Raw genomic sequence first — 17,648 nt, forward strand, 5'->3', positions numbered from 1 at the left:
GCGGCATGGCTGAGCAGGCACGGGGGGCGGTCCGGACGGGACCCGGCGGCGTGGACGACACCGCGCTCGCCGAGGTCGAGCGCTTCACCAGCGATCTGATCCGGCTGGACACCACCAACCGCGGCGGTGGCGACGGCAACGAGCGCCCCGCCGCCGAATACGTCGCCGAGCAGCTGGCCGGCGCCGGGATCGAGCCGCGGATCCTGGAGTGCGCGCCCGGCCGCAGCAACGTCGTCGCGCGCCTGGCCGGGACGGACCCCGGCGCGGACGCGCTGCTGCTGCACGGCCACCTCGACGTGGTGCCCGCCGAGCCCGCCGACTGGACCGTGCACCCCTTCTCCGGCGAGATCCGCGACGGGGTGGTCTGGGGCCGCGGCGCCATCGACATGAAGAACGCGGTCGCCATGACGCTCGCCGTCGTCCGCTCCTGGGCCAGGACCGGGCAGCGCCCCGCACGGGACATCGTGCTCGCCTTCACCGCCGACGAGGAGGACAGCGCCGCCTACGGCTCGGGCTTCCTCGCCGCCGAGCACGCCGCGCTCTTCGAGGGCTGCACCGAGGGCGTCAGCGAATCCGGCGGCTACACCTTCCACGCCGGGGACGGCCCGGACGGCGAGCCGCTGCGCATCTACCCGGTCGCGGCCGGGGAGCGCGGCACCTCGTGGCTGAAGCTCACCGCGCGCGGCACCGCGGGCCACGGCTCCCGGATCAACCACGCCAACGCGGTGGCCCGGCTCGCCGCCGCCGTCGCGCGCATCGGCGAGCACCGCTGGCCGGTCCGGCTCACCCCCACCGTCGAGGCCGCGCTCGTCGAACTGGCCGCCCTCCAGGGCATCACCGCGGGCCCCGCCGACCTCGCCGACCCCGACGGGCTGCTCGACCGGCTCGGCGCGTCCGCCCACTTCGTCCGGGCGACCGTACGCAACAGCGCCAACCCGACGATGCTGGACGCCGGCTACAAGGTCAACGTGATCCCCGGCAGCGCCACCGCGCACATCGACGGCCGCGTCGTGCCCGGCGGTGAGGAGGAATTCCGCGCCACCCTGGACGAGCTGACCGGCCCCGACGTCGAGTGGGCCTACCACCACCACGAGGTGCCGCTCACCGCGCCCGTCGACTCGCCCGCCTTCGCCGCCATGCGCGAGGCGCTGCTGCACTTCGACCCGGACGCGCACGTGGTGCCGTACTGCATGACCGGCGGCACCGACGCCAAGCAGTTCTCCCGGCTGGGCATCACCGGCTACGGCTTCTCGCCGCTGCGGCTGCCGCCCGGCTTCGACTACCAGGCGCTCTTCCACGGGGTGGACGAGCGCGTGCCCGTGGACGCGCTGCACTTCGGGGTGCGCGTCCTGGACCGGTTCCTGCGCGGGACCGGAACGACCGAGGAGGGGACCGTATGAGCGGCAGCTACGGGGAGTGGGCCTCGCCGATCGACGCGGCGACCGCCGCGTCCCACGACGGCCGGCCCGACGACCTCGGCACGGTCGGCGCCGAGCTGTGGTGGACGGCGCCGCGCCCCGCCGAGGGCGGCCGCCGCGCGCTCGTCCGGCGGCGCCCTGACGGCACCGAGGAAAGCCCGCTGCCCGCGCCCTGGAACGTCCGCAACCGCGTCATGGAATACGGCGGCACCCCGTGGGGCGGCGCGGTCGTCGGCGGCGAGCCGCTCGTCGTCTTCACCCACCAGGCCGACCAGCGCCTCTACGCCTTCCGCCCGGACCGCCCCGGCGAGCAGCCGTACCCGCTCAGCCCGGTCTCCGCCGTCGGCGGTGGGCTGCGCTGGGCCGAGCCCGTCGTGCACGCCGAGCGCGGCGAGGTCTGGGCGGTGCTGGAGGAATTCACCGGCGAGGGCCCCGCGGACCTGCGCCGGCTGCACGCCGCGGTGCCGCTCGACGGCTCGGCGGCCGAGGACCGCGCCGCCGTACGCGAGATGGGCCCCGTCGAGCACCGCTTCGTCACGGGCCTGCGGCTGTCGCCGGACGGCGGGCGGGCCGCGTGGATCGGCTGGGACCACCCGCGCATGCCCTGGGACGGCACCGAGCTGCGCCTCGCCGACGTCCGCGGCGACGGCACGCTGGGCCCCGCCCGCACCCTCGTCGGCGGGCCCGAGGAATCCGTCGCCCAGGTCGAATGGGCCGCGGACGGCACGCTGCTGGCCGCGACCGACCGCACCGGCTGGTGGAATCTGCACCGCGTCGACCCGGACAGCGGCGAGGCGGTCAACCTGTGCCCGTGCGAGGAGGAGCAGGCGGGGCCGCTGTGGCGGATCGGGCTGCGCTGGTTCGCGCCCCTTCCGGACGGCCCGATCGCCGTGCTGCACGGCGTCGGCGCCCAGCGGCTGGGCATCCTCGACCCGGGCAGCGGGGAGCTGACGCAGCCGCAGGGCCACTGGACGGAGTGGACCCCGACCCTCGCCGTCGCGGGCGGCCGGGTCGTCGGCATCGCGGCGAGCGCCCGCAGCGCCCACGAGATCGTGCACACCCCCGCCGCCCCCGCCGCCGAGGTCACCGCGCTCACCGCACTGCACCACGACGCCGTCGACCCGGCCTACCTGCCCGAGCCCGAGGCCCGCGTCTTCACCGGCCCCGGCGGCCGCGACGTGCACGCCCACGTCTACCCGCCGCGCAATCCGGAGCACACGGCCGACGGCCCGGCCCCGTACGCGATCTGGGTGCACGGCGGGCCCACCAGCCGCACGCAGATGGTCTACGACCTGGAGGTCGCCTACTTCACCTCGCGCGGCATCGGTGTCGTCGAGGTCAACTACGGCGGCTCCACCGGCTACGGCCGCGCCTACCGTAACCGGCTGCGCGAGCAGTGGGGCGTCGTGGAGGTCGAGGACTGCGTCGCCGTCGCCGAGGGCCTGGTCGCCGAGGGCGCCGCCGACCCCGCGCGGCTGGCGATCCGCGGCGGCAGCGCGGGCGGCTGGACCAGCGCGGCCGCCCTCACCACCGTGTCCACCTTCGCGTGCGGCGCGATCAGCTACCCGATCCTCGACCTCGCGGGCTGGTCGCCGGCGGGCGGCGAGACCCACGACTTCGAGGCCTGGTACCTCGAATCCCTCGTCGGGCCGCATCTGGAGGTGCCCGAGCGCTACCACGACCGCTCGCCCGTCCACCACAGCGACCAGATCACCGTGCCCTTCCTGCTCATGCAGGGGCTCGACGACCCGATCTGCCCGCCCGTGCAGTGCGACCGCTTCCTCGAAGCGCTCGCCGGGCGCGACCTGCCGCACGCCTACCTCGCCTTCCCCGGTGAGAGCCACGGCTTCCGCCGCCTCGACACGCTGGTGGCCTGCCTGGAGGCGGAACTGTCCCTCTACGGCCAGGTTTTCGGCTTCCGCCCGCCGGACGTGCCGGTGCTGGACCTCACGCCGTGACCGTGCGGCCCCGCAGGCTGGCCCCGGGGGACCGGGTCGGGATCGTCGCGCCCGCGGGGCCCGTACCGGCGGACATGCTCGCGCGGGGGCTCGCGGAGCTGCGCGCGTGGGGCCTGGAGCCCGTCCTCGCCCCGCACGTCCTCGACACCCACCCCGCCGGCTACCTCGCCGGGTCCGACCAGGCGCGCGCCGACGACCTGCGGGACGCCTGGTGCGACCCGGACCTGGCCGCCGTGATCTGCGCCCGCGGCGGCTACGGCACCCAGCGCATGGCCGACCTCGTCGACTGGGACGCGATGGCGGCGGCCGAGCCGAAGGTCTTCGTGGGCTACAGCGACGTCACCGTGCTGCACGAGGCCTTCGCGACCCGGCTGGACGTGGCGACCCTGCACGGCCCGATGCCCGGCACCCCCGGCTTCCTCGCCGACGCTGCCGGGCGCGAGCACCTGCGCCGCACCCTCTTCACCCCCGAGGAGGCCCGGGTGCTGCACGCCCCGGACGCCGCCGCGCTGGTGCCCGGCCGGGCCACGGGCGTCACGATGGGCGGCTGCCTCAGCCTGCTCGCCTCCGACCTCGGTACGCCCACCGGCCGCCCGTCCGCCGCGGGCGGCATCCTCTTCCTGGAGGACACCGGCGAGGAGCCGTACCGCCTGGACCGCTTCCTGACCCAACTGCTGCGCAGCGGCTGGCTCGACGGCGTCGCGGCGATCGTCCTCGGCTCCTGGGAGGGCTGCGGCCCCTACCTCGACCTGCGCCGCCTCTTCCTCGACCGCCTCGCCCCGCTGTCCGTCCCCGTCCTCGAATCCCTCCCCTTCGGCCACTGCCTCCCCACCCTCACCCTCCCCCTCAACACCCCCGCCACCCTCGACACCTCCACCTCCACCCTGACCTTCCCCCCACCCCTGAGCTGACCCCCCCACCAGGGGCGCGGGGAACTGCGCGAGGAACCCCCGCGTACGCGCGGTTAGGTGTGCGGCTCAGGTGGCAGGGCGCCCCGCTAGGGGCGCGGGGAACTGCGCGAGGAACCCCCGCGTACGCGCGGTTAGGTGTGCGGCTCAGGTGGCAGGGCGGCTCCGCTAGGGGCGCGGGGAACTGCGCGAGGAACCCCCACCGGACCGTCCGCGTACCGCCCCGCGCAAGGGGCAGGCCCCCCACCAGCCCGCCCGGCAAGGGCAGCTCGCTCGATTGCTGTAAGCGCACCCGCGCGGCAGGGCCCGGGCGCCCCCCGCCCGGAACCCGCCCGCGCGCACGCGCAACGTCGTATTCGCCCCGGCCCCGCGCAGGGGCCGACCGCACCCGCCGCGTGCCCCGCGGGGCCCCTGCGGCAGCGGGGACTGCGGGGGCAACGCCCCGCCCCACCCCACCCCCACCCGCGCTGGAAGCGAGGTAGCACCGTTGACACCCCCGCACCGCCGTGTCGTACTAACGGGATCGCACTCGATGTCGTAAGCCGGTCCCGGGACACCCGCCTTCGCGCCCGGGCCGGATGGGGGGATTGCGGTGACGGGGATGACGGGGATGCGCTATCCGACCACCACGGAGATCACCACGGGTGCGCGTGCGATCGCGCTGAGCTATCCCGAGGTCTGCCGGCTGGCCAGCGTGGGCACCTCGCGGGCCGGCCGCCCGCTGCTGATGCTCTCGGTCGGCCACGGCGAGCGCAACGTCCTGGTCGTCGCCGGCCCGCACGCCAACGAGGCGGCCGTCGGCGGCGCGACCGTCCTGCGGCTCGCCCACACGATCGCCCGGCGGCGGGCCGACGGCGACGACGACGGCAGCAGCTGGCACTTCCTGCTGTGCATCGACCCGGACGGCGCCGCCCTCAACGAGCCCTGGCTCTCCGGCCCGTACACGCTGCGCGGCCACTACGAGCACTTCTTCCGGCCCTGCACCGCCGAGCAGCCCGAGTGGCTGCCGGCGGGCGGCGCGGGCCCGGGCCCCGCACTGCCGGAGACGCGCGCGCTGGTCGACGTCCTCGACGAGCTGCGGCCGGTGCTCCAGTGCTCGCTGCACGGGATCGACGTCGGCGGCAGCTTCGTGCAGCTCACCAGTGATGTGCCGGGGGTGCCGGAGCGGATCGGCAAGTCCGCGGCGGAGCTGGACATCCCGCTGGAGAGCGGTTCGTCCGACGCCTTCCAGTGGCCGAGCCCGGGCCCGGGCGTCTACGTCATGCCGCCGTGCGGCGACCCCGGGATCGGCGACGGCGCGCACTCCACATGGGTGCACGCGCAGCGCTACCGCGGGGTGACGGCGATCGTCGAGGTGCCGATGTGGGCGTGCGACCGCAGCGCGGACACCACCCCGCACCCCGACGCGGACCGCGCCCTGCGCAGGGCGGGGGCCGCGCTGCGCCGCGACCTGCCGGCCGTGGCGCGGGTGCTGGACGCCGTGCTCCCGCGGCTGGGCCTCCAGGACGCGGACTGCGCGCCGCTGCGCACCGTGCGCGAGCTGGTCGGGCTCGGGCCCGCGCTCACCGCGGAGTGGGACCCGGCGGTGCGGCCGCCGGGCGCGGCCCCGCTGCCGGACATGACGACCGCGCGGGTGACCAGCATCGAGGTCTTCGCCCAGCGCATCCCGCTGCGGGCCGCCGCGATGCTCCGGCGCGTCGCGGACGTCCCGCAGGTCGCCCGGCTCGTGGACACCTGGTGCGAGGCGTACGAGCGGGCGTACCGCCCGCGGTGGGTGCCAGTGGCCGACCAGGTCGAGCAGCAGGCGCGCAGTGTGCTCGCCGTCTACGAGGAGCTGCCCGCCTGACGGCCGCGGGCGCCTCCCCGTACCCCGCGGGATCCGCCCGCACTCACCCGTTCGGAGCACTCCGCGCCCGCGCCGGGGGCGCCGGCCGCGTCCGCCGGGGAGTATGGGCCGCAGGGAGTGCGGGCGGACCGCAGCGGACCGGCTGAGGGCAGGTGGGCGTGATGGCACCCGACAAGTCCGACCAGGCGTCCCGCGGTGGCCTGCGCGGCCGGCTGACGCCCGGCAGGATCGTCGTCCTGGTCCTGGGTGTCCTGGCGATCGTCTTCATCTTCGAGAACACCAAGGACGTGCGGATCCGGCTGCTGATCCCCGAGGTCACCATGCCGCTGTGGCTGGCGCTGCTCATCCCGTTCGTCATCGGCTGGCTGTGCGGGCGCTTCCTGCGCGGCTCGCGGCGCCGCTGACCGCCTGCCCCCGCCTCCTCAGGCGCCGGCAGCGGCCTGCCCGACGGCGAGCGGCTTGCCCATGCAGACGCTCAGCTCCTCGTGGCGGTAGTAGCCGAACTTCTTCACCGGCACATAGCCGCAGGACGTGTAGAGGGATATCGCCTCCGGCTGCAGCGACCCCGTCTCCAGCACCATCCGCGTCCGCCCGGCCGCGGCGGCGCTCGCCTCCAGCTCGGCGAGGATCGCCCGGGCCAGCCCCCGCCCCCGGGCCTCCTTCACCACGAACATCCGCTTGATCTCCGCGTCGCCGTCCTCGTGCCCCTCCGGCGAGGCGTCCTGCGCGCGCCAGCCGCCGCTGGCCACCGGCTCGCCGTCGGCGTCGTACGCCAGCAGGTAGAGCCCGCGCGGCGGGTCGAAGTGGTCGGCCGCCATCAGCGTCAGATCACCCTCGCCGTAGCGCTCGGCGTACTCCTGCTGCACCAGCTCGTTGAGCCGGACGGCGGCCGGCTCGTCGTATCGCGTCTTCCTGATCTCCACGTCCGCCATCGTAGAGGGTGGGTCGGACAATTCCCCGCACAGGTGTACGACCCGCGCTTTCCGGCCGGCGGCGGCGCCAGGTATCGTCCCTGCGGTGACCATCGTGACCACCGTGAACGTGAACGGACTGCGGGCCGCCGCGCGCAAGGGCTTCCTGCCCTGGCTCGAACGGACGGCGGCCGACGTCGTCTGCCTCCAGGAAGTCCGCGCGGAGCCCGACCAGCTCCCCGGCGAGCTGCGCGACCCCGACGGCTGGCACGCCTACCACGCGCCCGCCGCCACCAAGGGCCGGGCGGGGGTCTCGATCCTCTCCCGGGTGGCCCCGACCGCCGTGCGCGTCGGCTTCGGCTCGGCGGAGTTCGACGCCGCGGGGCGCTACCTGGAGGTCGACCTGCCGGGCGACGGCACGGCCGGCGGCTCCGGCCCCGGCCTCACCGTCGGCAGCCTCTACCTGCCCACCGGCGAGGCGGAGACCGAGCGGCAGGACGCGAAATACCGCTTCATGGCCGAATTCCGCGGCTACCTCGACGCCCTGCGCGACCGCGCGGACGCGGCCGGCGGCCACGCCCTGGTCGTCGGCGACTGGAACATCGCCCCCGCCGAGGCCGACCTGCGCAACTGGCGCGGCAACCGCAAGAACTCCGGCTTCCTCCCCGAGGAGCGCGCCTGGGTCGCCGACCTGGTCGGCGCGGAGGGCGGCTGGACGGACGTCGTCCGGCAGCTGCACCCCGGCGTGGAGGGCCCGTACAGCTGGTGGTCCTACCGCGGCCAGGCCTTCGACCGCGACACCGGCTGGCGCATCGACTACCACCTGGCCACCCCGAAGCTCGCCGCGGCTGCCGCCACCGCGGTGGTGGAGCGCGCGGCGACCTACGCGGAACGCTGGTCCGACCACGCCCCGGTCACGGTCACGTACACCACCTGACGGCCGTCCGCGGCCGCGTCGCGCACCTGCCCGCGTCGGCTGCGTCCGAGCCGCGTCCGGCGCGCGTGCGCGGCAGCGGCCGCCGCCCGTGCTGGACTGTGCCCGGACCCCGCGCGGGAGCGGGGGCCGGGCGCGAGCGGAGGGTGCGGACAGTGATCGACAGACGGACTTTCGCCAGGACGGTCGGCCTCGGCCTGGGCGCCGCCGCCGTACCCGTGGGCACCGCGCAGGCCGCCGCGCCGGGCGCGCCGGACGGTTCGGACCCCACCGTCCGACCGGGCACGGCGGCCGGTCCGGGCGCGCCTCCCGCGTTCGGCCCGCTCAAGCGCGTACGGGCAGGCGTCCTCGACGTCGGCTACGCCGAGACCGGGCCCCCGCACGGGCCGGTGGTCATCTGCCTGCACGGCTGGCCCTACGACATCCACAGCTTCGCCGCCGCCGCCGCGCTGCTGGCCGAGGCGGGCTACCGGGTGATCGTGCCGTATCTGCGCGGGCACGGCAGCACCGCCTTCCGCTCACCGGCCACCGCGCGCAACGCGCAGCAGTCCGCGGTGGCGGTCGACGTCGTCGCCCTGATGGACGCCCTGGGCATCTCCCGGGCGGTCCTCGCGGGGTTCGACTGGGGCGCGCGCACCGCGTGCGTCGTCGCCGCGCTCTGGCCGGAGCGGGTCAAGGCCCTGGTGTCGGCGGGCGGCTACCTCGTCACCGACGCCCGGGCGCAGCGCGATCCGCTGCCGCCGAAGGCCGAGCGCACCTGGTGGTACCAGTTCTACTTCACCACCGACCGCGGCCTCGCCGCCCTGCGCAATCCGCAGGACCGCGACGACTTGTGCCGGCTGGTGTGGGAGGAGGCGTCGCCCACCTGGCGGTTCGACGACGCGACCTTCGCCCGTACCGCCGCGGCCTTCGACAACCCTGACTACGCCGCCGTCGTCGTCCACAACTACCGCTGGCGGCTCGGCCTGGCCGACGGCGAGCGGCGCTACGACCGCTACGAGCGGCTGCTCGCGGCCCGGCCGCCCGTCGGCGTCCCGGCCATCGCCGTGGACCCCGCCCTCGACCCCTTCCTGCCCTCGACCGACGGCGCGGCCTACCGGCGCTTCTTCACCGGCCCGTACGAGCACCGCGTTCTCGACGGGGTCGGGCACAACGCCCCGCAGGAGGCCCCCGAGGCGTTCGCCGCGGCCGTGGCCGACGCCGACCGCCTGAGGGGCTGATGACGATCCGTCACCCGGCGGGCCGCCCCGGCATAGGCTCGGCGGCATGAGCGATGCGATGTACGCCGTCGAACCGATCGGGCGGGTCGAATCCCCGCTGGTCGCGCGGGAGGACGCACCGCGGCAGGGCGACGAGGGCGCGCCGGAGGCGTGGCTGGTACTGCGGCCGGACATGGCGGAGGGGCTGCGCGGCCTGCTGCCCGGCACCGAGGTCCTCGTGCTGACCTGGCTGGACCGCGCCGACCGCGGCCGGCTCGTGGTGCACCCGCGGGGCGATCTGGCCCGCGCGCCGCAGGGCGTCTTCACCACGCGCTCCCCGGACCGCCCCAACCCCGTCGGGCTGCACCGCGTCCGGGTCACCGCGATCGAGCCGGCCCCGGACGGGCCGCGGCTGCGGGTGACCGACCTCGAAGCGCTGGACGGCACCCCGGTCGTCGACATCAAACCGCTGCTCGGCGACATCGCCGACCGCTGACGCCGGCGCCCGGACGGGCCGCGGTCCGGTGGCGCGGGGGCGGCCGGAAAAGCCCGGGGCGGTCCGCCGCGCCGGTGGCATCCTGGCGCCGTGAACCGACCAGAAGTGACCGTCAGAATCCCCGCCGGCCTCCGCCTCTTCCTGCCGTCCGACCGCCGTACCGCGGTGCTCTCCCTGACCACGGACGGCACGTCCTCGCTCGGGCACGTCGTCGAGTCGCTCGGCATCCCGCTGACCGAGGTGGGCGGGCTCGCCGTCGACGGGCGCGACGCGCCCGCCCGCCATGTGCCGGCCGCGGGCGAGGTGATCGACGTGCGGGCGGTCGACCGCCCGCAGCGGGTGCCCGGCGCGCCGCTGCGCTTCCTGCTCGACGTCCACCTGGGCACGCTGGCCCGCCGGCTGCGGCTGCTGGGCGTGGACGCGGCTTACGAGAGCGAGGACATCGGCGACCCGGCCCTCGCCGCGCTCTCGGCCCGCGAGCGCCGCGTGCTGCTCTCCCGCGACCGCGGCCTGCTGCGCCGCCGCGAGCTGTGGGCGGGCGGCTACGTCTACAGCGACCGCCCCGAGGAGCAGCTGCAGGACGTGCTGGACCGCTTCGAGCCGGTCCTCGCCCCCTGGACGCGCTGCGTCGCCTGCAACGGCGAACTGCGGGACGCCGACAAGGACTCGGTGCGCGACCGCGTCGCGGACGGCACCCGCAGGACCTACGACGTCTTCGCCGAGTGCACCGCCTGCGGCCGGGTCTACTGGCGCGGCGCCCACCACGCCGAACTCGCGGCCGTCGTCGACCGGGCCCTGCGCGAGCACGCGGAGCGCCGCGCGCACCGTGCGGGGTGACCGGGCCGGGCCGTGCGGCCCGGCCCTTGCGCCGAAAATTCCATTGCCCTGGACAAAAAAAGTTTTCGGTGCAAGGGTGGAGCCATGCTGGACGTGAGCGTGATCGAGGACGCGGAGGCGGCAGCCGTCTCCCTCGACCCGACGAGGGCGCGGCTGCTCTCCGAGCTGACCGCCGGGCCCGCCTCGGCGACGATGCTGGCCGCGCGGGTGGGGCTGCCGCGGCAGAAGGTGAACTACCACCTCAAGGCCCTGGAGAAGCACGGCCTGGTCGAGCTGGCGGGCGAGCGCCGCAAGGGCAACGTCACCGAGCGGCTGATGCGCGCCACCGCCGCCTCGTACGTCATCTCGCCGGCCGCGCTGCCCGCCGTGCAGCCCGACCCGGGCCGCTTCCGCGACCAGTTGTCCGCGCGCTGGCTGCTGGCCCTCGCCGCACGCCTGGTCCGGGACGTCGGGGCGCTGCTCACCGGCGCCGACCGTGCCCGGCAGGGGGTCGCCACCTACGCGCTGGACGGCGAGGTGCGCTTCGCCTCCGCGGCCCACCGCGCCGCCTTCGCCGAGGAACTGACCCGCGGGATCGGCGCGCTGATCGCGAAATACCACGACGAGGACGCCGAGGGAGGGCGCCGCCACCGTGTCGTCGTCGCCCTGCACCCCACGCTCAAACCCGGCACCCTGGCACAGATCGAAGGCACCGAGGAGCCCGCACCGCGCTGAACGGCGTGGCCGAACACGTCGCCCCGCGCGGCCTCGACAAGGCCGGGTGGAACAACTCCACCGACACCGGGGGAGACCCGTACGAGGCCGTCACCCGTCCGAAGGAAACGGACGGCAAGGCCGTGGCCGGGCATGGCAAGCGGCTCTTCCAGGACGGCCTGCCCGCCACACCGCCGACCGTCCCGCGGTCAGAGGTGTTCGGCTCGGGAGTGCACCACGTCGTCCACGCGCCCGCGCGCGGCTGATCCTGCAAGAGAGAAAGGCAGCACCATGTCCGAGCCGTTCGAGATCGCCCGCGAGTTCGAGGTCGAGGCGCCCCCCGAGGACGTCTTCGCCGCCGTCACCACCGGCACCGCGGGCTGGCTCTTCCCGCTGGAGTACGAGCCCCGTGAGGGCGGGGCCGCGTCCGGAGGCGCCACCGTCACCGTCTGGGACCCGCCGCACCGGGTCACCGCCCTCAGCGAGACCCCCGGCGGCGAGTACGGCCAGCTCCGCAACCAGCTCGACCACCTCGTCGAGCCGCGCGGGCAGGGCGGCTCCTGGGTGCGCTACGTGCACAGCGGCATCTTCGTCGACGACTGGGGCGACCAGTACGACGGGGCGAACCGCCACACCGACTTCTACCTGCACACCCTGCGCCAGTACCTCACGTACTTCCGCGGCCGCCCCGCCGTCTTCTCCGCAGCAGACGGTCCGGCCGCGGCCGGCGCCCCCGACGCGCTGGAAAGGGCCGCGCGGGCGCTCGGGCTGCCGCCCGGCGCGGCGCCGGACACCGAGGTGGAGGCCGACCTCCCGGGCGCAGGTCCCACGGCGGCCGTCCTCGACTACCGCAGCCCGTATTTCATCGGACTGCGCACGGCCGACGCGATGTACCGCTTCTTCGGCCGCAACCACTGGGGCGCGACCGTCGGCGTCGCCGTGCACGCCTTCGCCCCCGGCGCGGACGCGGCGAAGGCCACCGCCGAGGCCGCCGACTGGCTGGCCCGCGCGTACGCCTGACGTCCGGTCGGCCGCTCCGATGGCGGTACGGTGGCGCCATGGCGACATATGTGCTCGTTCCCGGCGCGGACGGCAAGGCGTGGTATTGGCACCTCGTCGCGCGCGAACTCCGCGACCGGGGCCACACCGTGGTCGACGTCGACCTGCCCGACGACGAGGCGGCCGACCTCGACGCCTTCGCGGACGCGATCGCCGCGGCCGTGCGCGACGCGGCGCCGCGGCCCGCGGCGCCGGTCGTGCTGGTCGCGCAGTCCCTGGGCGGCTTCTCGGCGCCGCTGGTCGTCGACCGGCAGATCCCGGTCGACCGCATCGTCCTGGTCAACGCGATGGTGCCCCGGCCGGGTGAGACCGCGGGGGCGTGGTGGGGCAACACCGGGCAGCCCGCGGCCAGGGCCGCGTACGCGACGGCGACCGGCAGGGACCCGGACGCCGAGTTCGACCCGCGGACCGACTTCTTCCACGACGTGCCGCCCGAGGTGACCGAGGAGGCGCTCGCGGCGCCGCAGTCCGGGCCGCCGCCCGCGCTCTTCGTCCAGCCCTGGCCGCGGACCGCGTGGCCGGACGTGCCGACCCGGTTCGTCCAGGGCCGCGACGACCGGTTCTTCCCGCTGGAATTCCAGCGGGAGGTGGTGCGCGACCGGCTCGGCATCGAGGTCGAGGTTCTGCCGGGCGGGCACCTGCTCGCCCTCAGCCGTCCGCGTGAACTGACGGCACAGTTGCTCGACGAGACGTGATGCTGCCGCCCTTCGCCCACCCCGGGTGCGAATGTGGACGTGCTGGGTAAAACGGGCGTCCGTGGGGGTTGGGTGACGGGTGGGAGCCGGGTGTTTGCGAGGATCGTACCGATGACTGCCACTCCCTCCGACGCGTACGCCGATCCACGGCACGACCACGGGCCCGCACCTCAGGCCCCCGGCGGCCCGGACGGCGCGAGCGGGAACCGCGGGGACCAGAGCCGCAACAGACACCGCAGACCGCGCCGCCGCGCCTGGCGCGCCGGGGCCGTGGTCGCCGTCGGGATGGTCGTGCTCGCCGCCGCGGGGGCGGGCTACCTGGCCGCCACCCGGCACTCCGCCACGACGGCGAAGGACCGCGCCGCGGCCCCGCACGCCGGTGTGCCCGCGCGCGCCGAAGGGCCGCCGCCCGGCGCCGCGGCGCCTGCGGTGTCGCCGCCCGGGTCGCTGCCCGCCATCGCCGGCCTCGGCCCGAGGACCCGCGCCGAGATCCCGGCCGCCAGCCGCCAGGTGCTGGTCGCCTCGGGCGCGGCGAAGGACTCCTCCGACGCGGTCGTCACGCTGTGGACGGAGGCCGCCAACGGCCGCTGGCTGCCCGGCGCCCCCTGGCCCGCGCACAACGCGCTGCACGGCTGGACCGCCACCCACCACTCGAACGACCTGCACAGCCCGATCGGCGTCTTCACCCTCAGCGACGCGGGCGGCTTCGAGCCCGACCCGGGCACGAAGCTGCCGTACCACCACGACAGCCGCTTCCGCGCGGGCGGTGTCGGCTTCGACGGGGAGGCCCTCGACGAGGCCTTCGACTACGTCATCGCGATCGACTACAACCGCGTGCCCGGCAACTCCCCGCTCGACGGCAGCCAGCCGCTCGGCGCGAGCCGCGGCGGCGGTATCTGGGTGCACGTCGACCACGGCGGGCCCACCCACGGCTGCGTCAGCATCTCGGCCGCCCACATGGTCGACCTGCTGCACACCCTGCTCCCGGCAGATCATCCGGTCATCGTGATGGGCGACCGCGACTCGCTGTCCGGGTAGTACCTCCACCGGCGGACCCGCAGGTCGCGGACCCGGGAGCCGGCACGGCGTCAGTTCCCGGTCTGACGTCGGCCGTTGGGTTACTCCGGTGGGAGTACGCCGTCCCGGTGACGGCGCTGACCGGGGGAGTAGCGGGAAACCATGCCGTGGGCCGATGTCACGTCCGCGCCGGTCGGGGAGTCTTGAGGGCAGAGGACGGATCGCCCGACGTCCCCGGGTGCAAGGGAGGCAACGGCATGGACGACGACCGGGATCTGACCGACTTCGCGCGGCGCTGGGCCGAGGCGGAGCGGCGGGGAGACATCGCGGCGCTCGAAGCGCTGCTCACCGACGACTTCACGGCGGTCGGCCCGCAGGGCTTCGTGCTCGACAAGAAGCAGTGGATAGACCGCTACGCCTCGGGCGCGCTCATACACGACTCCTTCACCTGGGAGGAGGTGACGGTGCGCCGGCACGGCCGGGCCGCGGTCGCGGTGGGCGTGCAGGGGCAGCAGAGCATCTACGACGGGCGTGACGCGGACGGCCATTTCCGCGTCACACAGATGATCGTCGCGGACGGCGCACAGTGGAGGCTGGCCGCTGTGCACCTCAGCCCTACCGGCTGCCGGAGCGGGCTGGAGGACGACTGACCGCCGGGCGGGGCGGCCGGGCTCAGCCGCGCGGCAGCACCGTCGACTGGACCTGGGTGAGGCCGCGCCAGTCGTTGGAGGCGACCGTGGCGTGGGCCTTGGCCAGCTGGGCGACCCTGGCCTGCGCGTCGGCGGGTGCGGGGTTCACGTCGTCCAGCGCGGGGGCCACGTTCTGCGCGTCGGTCATGAAGAGCAGGTAGTGGTGGGTGTCGTACCAGGAGGTGTCGATGCTGCCGTTGAGGTAGGCGGCCGCGTCACCGTCGAAGGCCACGAACCACGGACGCAGGGAGGTGTCGGAGTATCGGGTGCGGGGGTCGCCGGCCTGGGCGGTGTGGACCGAGGGGAAGACGTTGGCCTGCGAGGTCTTGCCCTGGGCGTGCAGGTCGCGCAGGTAGCCTGCGTACTCGCTGTCCGTCCACAGCGAGTCCGTCGGGTTGGCCTCCTCGACCGTGCCGGGAATGACCTCCAGCACCACCTTGCCCGCGAGCTGGGCGCGAGTGGGCCAGTTGCCGGCGGTCGCGGCCTCGTCGAGGGTGGCGTACTGGCCGCCGCCCGGCTTGGCGAGCAGGTCGGCGGGCTTGAAGACCAGGCTGCCGAGGTGGGCGCTGATCGACTGGTCGAGCTTGGCCGGGCTCATGCCGAAGGTCGCCTGGAAGCCGGCCTTCATCTCCAGCTTGACGAACAGCGGGCCGTGGCCGGGGTGGGCGCCCAGCCACACCCGGATGTCGTCGAGGCAGCTCTCCAGGTCCTTGTTGGCGCCGCCCGAGTAGAGCTGGGAGGCGGAGGTGGCGTTGACGCAGTTGTTGCTGTTGCCCAGCGGGTTGGAGTGGCTGACCTTCCACTCCTGGGTGACGAAATCGTCCCAGACGTCCAGCTCGATCATCGAGGTGCCGGTGTCGAGTGCCTGGGCGAGATAGCTGAAGGAGGCGGGATCGTAACTGTTGTGCAGGCCCGACGTGGTGGCGCCGGACAGCGGCAGCGCCCCGGTGTCGGCGGCCGACGCGGCCGGGCCGGTGGCGGTGAGGGCGAGGCACGCCGCGAGCGCGCCGAGCAGGGCGGCGCGTCCTGCCCGCGCGGTGGCGCGGCGGAGCGGAAGGCGGCGGGTGAGCGGACCGGTCACGTGTCCTCCTGTGGGGATGGCTCTCCGTCAGGACGGTGACGTCCGGGCGTGAATCGACGGAGACATGACACGTAACACGACCTGCATTCCTGCTGTCGCCTCCGAGTTCGGCCAACTCTCCGGCGAAGTGCGCTGAACGGAGGCGCGGCGGGCGGCGGCGCGGTGGGCGACGGCGCGGTGGGCGACGGCGGAAGGAGTGGAAGCGCGGTCAGGGGACGGAGAGCAGGCGAAGTGCGGCGGTGGCTGCCGCGGCGGCGAGGACGACGACGAGGAAGGGGGCCTTGCGCCAGGCGCACAGCGCGCCGACGGCGACACCCGCGGGCCGGGCCGGGCCCGCCAGGGCGTGCCCGTCGGTGAGCGCCGAGGTGGCGACGAGTGCGGCGAGCAGGACGACCACGGCGGTCGCCAGCAGGCGTTCGAGCGCGGGCGGCAGGGTGACGCGGGAGCGCAGCGCGGGTCCGGCGAAGCGGAAGGCGAAGGTGCCCGCGCCGAGCACGGCGGTGGCTGCGAGCAGCGGGGCGCTGCCGCTCACCGGGCGCCCTCCGGGGTGGCGGGGCGACGGTGCTCGGCGGCGGCGACACCCGCGAGGGCGAGCAGGACGGGCAGCCCGGCGGGCAGGAAGGGTGCGGCCGCGAGGGCGACCAGCGCGCCGGTGAGCGCCGCCCGGCGGGTGCCGGCGGTGCGCAGGGACGGGAGCAGCAGGGCGACCAGCACCGCGGGGAAGGCCGCGTCGAGGCCGAGGGCATCGGTGTCGTGCAGGGCGTGGCCGCCGTAGACGCCCAGCAGCACTCCGGCGTTCCAGCTCGCGAAGAGGCCGGTGCCGCACAGCCAGTAGGCGGTTCGCCGGTGCAGCGGGTCGTGCTGCGCCAGGGTGAAGGCCACGGTCTCGTCGACCATGAGGTGGCTGCCGGCGATCCGGCGCGGCCATCCCGCGCCGAGGGCGTCGCCCACGGCGAAGCCGAAGGGGAGGTGGCGGGCGTTGACCAGGAGCCCGGCGGCCACCGCGGCGATCGGGTTGCCTCCGGAGGCCACCAGGCCGACGAAGAGGAACTGCGCCGCGCCCGCGAAGACGACCACGGACAGCAGTACGGGAAGCCAGGGCGGCAGCCCGAGGCTGACGGAGAGGGCGCCGAAGGACACGCCGACCACCGCGTCGGCGGCGCAGACGAGGGCGATGTCCCGGGCCAGGCCGGGGACTTGGGGGAAGGGGAGCCGTCTTGTTCGTTGTATCGAACGCATCCCCGCCTATACTGAACACCAGGGTGGCGTTCGTCAAGGCGAACACATCGACCGATAGGGCGAACGAAGGAGCGGATGTGGCGCAGGACGGGTCCCCGCGCGGTGGACCGCCGCTGGACGTGATCGCGGCCGGGCTGCAGCGCGAGCGGCGGCGGGCCGGGCTGTCCCTGGCGGAGGTCGCACGGCGGGCCGGCATCGCCAAGTCGACGCTGTCCCAGCTGGAGTCGGGCACGGGCAACCCCAGCGTGGAGACGCTGTGGGCGCTCAGCGTCACCCTCGACGTGCCCTTCGCCCAGCTCGTGGAGCCGCCGCGGCCCCAGGTGCAGGTCATCAGGGCCGGTGAGGGCCCGGCGTTCGCCGCCGAGCGGGCCGAGTACGTCGCGGTGCTGCTCGCCTCGTCGCCGCCCGGCATCCGGCGCGACATCTACCTGGTGACCGCCCAGCCCGGCAGCGCACGGGAGTCCGACCCGCACATGCCGGGGGTCGTGGAGCACGTGGTGCTCAGCACCGGACGGGCGCTCGTCGGCGTCGCGGAGGAGCCGGTGGAGATCGGGCCGGGCGACTACATCGCCTATCCGGGCGACCTCGCCCATGTCTTCCGGGCCCTGGAGCCGGGCACCTCGGCGGTGCTCGTCCAGGAGCACCGCTGACCCGCCGAGCGCAGGGAG

The 17,648-nt window shown here is 75.2% G+C and carries 20 protein-coding genes; 16 read left to right on the forward strand and 4 right to left on the reverse strand.

The annotated features are described in order from the left end of the window. The first annotated feature begins 5 nt into the window (after nt 1-5). The 5 genes from ACH4SL_RS06025 (at nt 6) to ACH4SL_RS06045 (ending at nt 6,534) form a co-directional block, all read left to right on the forward strand. Nucleotides 6-1,400 carry a M20/M25/M40 family metallo-hydrolase gene (locus ACH4SL_RS06025; protein ID WP_398442199.1) on the forward strand — a complete coding sequence of 465 codons (1,395 nt, stop codon included), beginning with the start codon at nt 6-8 and terminating at the stop codon, nt 1,398-1,400. Continuing rightward, nucleotides 1,397-3,376, forward strand: coding sequence for an LpqB family beta-propeller domain-containing protein (locus ACH4SL_RS06030; protein WP_398442200.1), 1,980 nt, complete (start codon nt 1,397-1,399; stop codon nt 3,374-3,376). Before ACH4SL_RS06025 ends, ACH4SL_RS06030 begins: the two co-directional genes overlap by 4 nt. Next, nucleotides 3,373-4,287 carry an LD-carboxypeptidase gene (locus ACH4SL_RS06035; RefSeq protein WP_398442201.1) on the forward strand — a complete coding sequence of 305 codons (915 nt, stop codon included), beginning with the start codon at nt 3,373-3,375 and terminating at the stop codon, nt 4,285-4,287. The genes ACH4SL_RS06030 and ACH4SL_RS06035 overlap by 4 nt, the downstream gene beginning before the upstream one ends. Nucleotides 4,288-4,894: 607 nt before the next feature. Beyond that, nucleotides 4,895-6,130, forward strand: coding sequence for a M14 family zinc carboxypeptidase (locus ACH4SL_RS06040; protein ID WP_398442202.1), 1,236 nt, complete (start codon nt 4,895-4,897; stop codon nt 6,128-6,130). Nucleotides 6,131-6,291: 161 nt separating this feature from the next. Further along, a complete protein-coding gene (locus ACH4SL_RS06045; protein WP_398442203.1) occupies nt 6,292-6,534 on the forward strand; it encodes a DUF1049 domain-containing protein in 243 nt (80 codons plus the stop codon). An 18-nt stretch (nt 6,535-6,552) separates the two neighbouring features. On the opposite strand, the gene ACH4SL_RS06050 is transcribed toward ACH4SL_RS06045, so the two are convergent. Next, the gene (locus ACH4SL_RS06050) at nt 6,553-7,062 is read right to left on the reverse strand and encodes a GNAT family N-acetyltransferase (protein ID WP_398442204.1); all 510 of its coding nucleotides are present in this window, start codon (nt 7,060-7,062) and stop codon (nt 6,553-6,555) included. An 85-nt stretch (nt 7,063-7,147) separates the two neighbouring features. On the opposite strand from ACH4SL_RS06050, the gene ACH4SL_RS06055 reads away from it, so the two are divergent. From ACH4SL_RS06055 to ACH4SL_RS06100, 10 genes are all read left to right on the forward strand, one after another. After that, nucleotides 7,148-7,978: an exodeoxyribonuclease III gene (locus ACH4SL_RS06055; RefSeq protein WP_398442205.1), complete on the forward strand. Its 831-nt coding sequence runs from the start codon at nt 7,148-7,150 to the stop codon at nt 7,976-7,978. 152 nt (nt 7,979-8,130) lie between these two features. After that, entirely contained in the window at nt 8,131-9,195 is a 1,065-nt protein-coding gene (locus tag ACH4SL_RS06060) for an alpha/beta hydrolase (protein ID WP_398442206.1), read from the forward strand. A 46-nt stretch (nt 9,196-9,241) separates the two neighbouring features. Then, a complete protein-coding gene (gene tsaA, locus ACH4SL_RS06065; RefSeq protein WP_398442207.1) occupies nt 9,242-9,670 on the forward strand; it encodes a tRNA (N6-threonylcarbamoyladenosine(37)-N6)-methyltransferase TrmO in 429 nt (142 codons plus the stop codon). 90 nt (nt 9,671-9,760) lie between these two features. Then, a complete protein-coding gene (locus ACH4SL_RS06070) occupies nt 9,761-10,507 on the forward strand; it encodes a Mut7-C RNAse domain-containing protein (RefSeq protein WP_398442208.1) in 747 nt (248 codons plus the stop codon). Between the two features lie 84 nt (nt 10,508-10,591). After that, complete coding sequence (locus ACH4SL_RS06075; RefSeq protein ID WP_398442209.1) at nt 10,592-11,221, forward strand: ArsR/SmtB family transcription factor; 630 nt, start codon at nt 10,592-10,594, stop codon at nt 11,219-11,221. Nucleotides 11,222-11,226: 5 nt separating this feature from the next. After that, nucleotides 11,227-11,466, forward strand: a complete 240-nt coding sequence (locus ACH4SL_RS06080) for a hypothetical protein (protein ID WP_398442210.1) — start codon at nt 11,227-11,229, stop codon at nt 11,464-11,466. Nucleotides 11,467-11,491: 25 nt separating this feature from the next. Next, nucleotides 11,492-12,220, forward strand: coding sequence for an SRPBCC domain-containing protein (locus tag ACH4SL_RS06085; protein WP_398442211.1), 729 nt, complete (start codon nt 11,492-11,494; stop codon nt 12,218-12,220). Nucleotides 12,221-12,258: 38 nt separating this feature from the next. Continuing rightward, complete coding sequence (locus ACH4SL_RS06090; RefSeq protein ID WP_398442212.1) at nt 12,259-12,954, forward strand: alpha/beta hydrolase; 696 nt, start codon at nt 12,259-12,261, stop codon at nt 12,952-12,954. 111 nt (nt 12,955-13,065) lie between these two features. Beyond that, on the forward strand, nt 13,066-13,992 hold the full coding sequence (locus tag ACH4SL_RS06095) for a L,D-transpeptidase family protein (RefSeq protein ID WP_398442213.1): 927 nt from the start codon (nt 13,066-13,068) through the stop codon (nt 13,990-13,992). A 236-nt stretch (nt 13,993-14,228) separates the two neighbouring features. Beyond that, nucleotides 14,229-14,621 carry a nuclear transport factor 2 family protein gene (locus ACH4SL_RS06100; RefSeq protein WP_398442214.1) on the forward strand — a complete coding sequence of 131 codons (393 nt, stop codon included), beginning with the start codon at nt 14,229-14,231 and terminating at the stop codon, nt 14,619-14,621. Nucleotides 14,622-14,643: 22 nt separating this feature from the next. Here the strand turns inward: ACH4SL_RS06100 and ACH4SL_RS06105 are convergent, their stop codons facing one another. The 3 genes from ACH4SL_RS06105 to ACH4SL_RS06115 all read right to left on the reverse strand — a co-directional run bounded on the left by ACH4SL_RS06105 (nt 14,644) and on the right by ACH4SL_RS06115 (nt 16,980). After that, nucleotides 14,644-15,741 carry a phosphatidylinositol-specific phospholipase C domain-containing protein gene (locus ACH4SL_RS06105; protein WP_398442215.1) on the reverse strand — a complete coding sequence of 366 codons (1,098 nt, stop codon included), beginning with the start codon at nt 15,739-15,741 and terminating at the stop codon, nt 14,644-14,646. A 208-nt stretch (nt 15,742-15,949) separates the two neighbouring features. Next, the gene (locus ACH4SL_RS06110; RefSeq protein WP_398442216.1) at nt 15,950-16,273 is read right to left on the reverse strand and encodes an AzlD domain-containing protein; all 324 of its coding nucleotides are present in this window, start codon (nt 16,271-16,273) and stop codon (nt 15,950-15,952) included. Next, nucleotides 16,270-16,980, reverse strand: coding sequence for an AzlC family ABC transporter permease (locus ACH4SL_RS06115; RefSeq protein WP_398442217.1), 711 nt, complete (start codon nt 16,978-16,980; stop codon nt 16,270-16,272). The genes ACH4SL_RS06110 and ACH4SL_RS06115 overlap by 4 nt, the downstream gene beginning before the upstream one ends. Nucleotides 16,981-17,057: 77 nt before the next feature. Here ACH4SL_RS06115 and ACH4SL_RS06120 point away from each other — a divergent pair, with 77 nt between their 5' ends. Continuing rightward, entirely contained in the window at nt 17,058-17,630 is a 573-nt protein-coding gene (locus tag ACH4SL_RS06120) for a helix-turn-helix domain-containing protein (protein ID WP_398442218.1), read from the forward strand. Nucleotides 17,631-17,648 lie beyond the last annotated feature (18 nt).

Origin of the sequence: Streptomyces sp. NPDC021020 (assembly GCF_044333285.1) — a bacterium.
In the GTDB taxonomy this organism is placed as follows: domain Bacteria; phylum Actinomycetota; class Actinomycetes; order Streptomycetales; family Streptomycetaceae; genus Actinacidiphila.

Excerpts from the sequence above, each read along its gene's own strand:
- ACH4SL_RS06050 (WP_398442204.1), bottom strand. The coding sequence starts at position 7,062 with ATGGCGGACGTGGAGATCAGGAAGACGCGATACGACGAGCCGGCCGCC.
- ACH4SL_RS06025 (WP_398442199.1), top strand. The coding sequence starts at position 6 with ATGGCTGAGCAGGCACGGGGGGCGGTCCGGACGGGACCCGGCGGCGTG.
- ACH4SL_RS06085 (WP_398442211.1), top strand. The coding sequence starts at position 11,492 with ATGTCCGAGCCGTTCGAGATCGCCCGCGAGTTCGAGGTCGAGGCGCCC.
- ACH4SL_RS06100 (WP_398442214.1), top strand. The coding sequence starts at position 14,229 with ATGGACGACGACCGGGATCTGACCGACTTCGCGCGGCGCTGGGCCGAG.
- ACH4SL_RS06075 (WP_398442209.1), top strand. The coding sequence starts at position 10,592 with ATGCTGGACGTGAGCGTGATCGAGGACGCGGAGGCGGCAGCCGTCTCC.
- tsaA (WP_398442207.1), top strand. The coding sequence starts at position 9,242 with ATGAGCGATGCGATGTACGCCGTCGAACCGATCGGGCGGGTCGAATCC.
- ACH4SL_RS06045 (WP_398442203.1), top strand. The coding sequence starts at position 6,292 with ATGGCACCCGACAAGTCCGACCAGGCGTCCCGCGGTGGCCTGCGCGGC.
- ACH4SL_RS06040 (WP_398442202.1), top strand. The coding sequence starts at position 4,895 with ATGCGCTATCCGACCACCACGGAGATCACCACGGGTGCGCGTGCGATC.
- ACH4SL_RS06115 (WP_398442217.1), bottom strand. The coding sequence starts at position 16,980 with ATGCGTTCGATACAACGAACAAGACGGCTCCCCTTCCCCCAAGTCCCC.
- ACH4SL_RS06030 (WP_398442200.1), top strand. The coding sequence starts at position 1,397 with ATGAGCGGCAGCTACGGGGAGTGGGCCTCGCCGATCGACGCGGCGACC.
- ACH4SL_RS06090 (WP_398442212.1), top strand. The coding sequence starts at position 12,259 with ATGGCGACATATGTGCTCGTTCCCGGCGCGGACGGCAAGGCGTGGTAT.
- ACH4SL_RS06095 (WP_398442213.1), top strand. The coding sequence starts at position 13,066 with ATGACTGCCACTCCCTCCGACGCGTACGCCGATCCACGGCACGACCAC.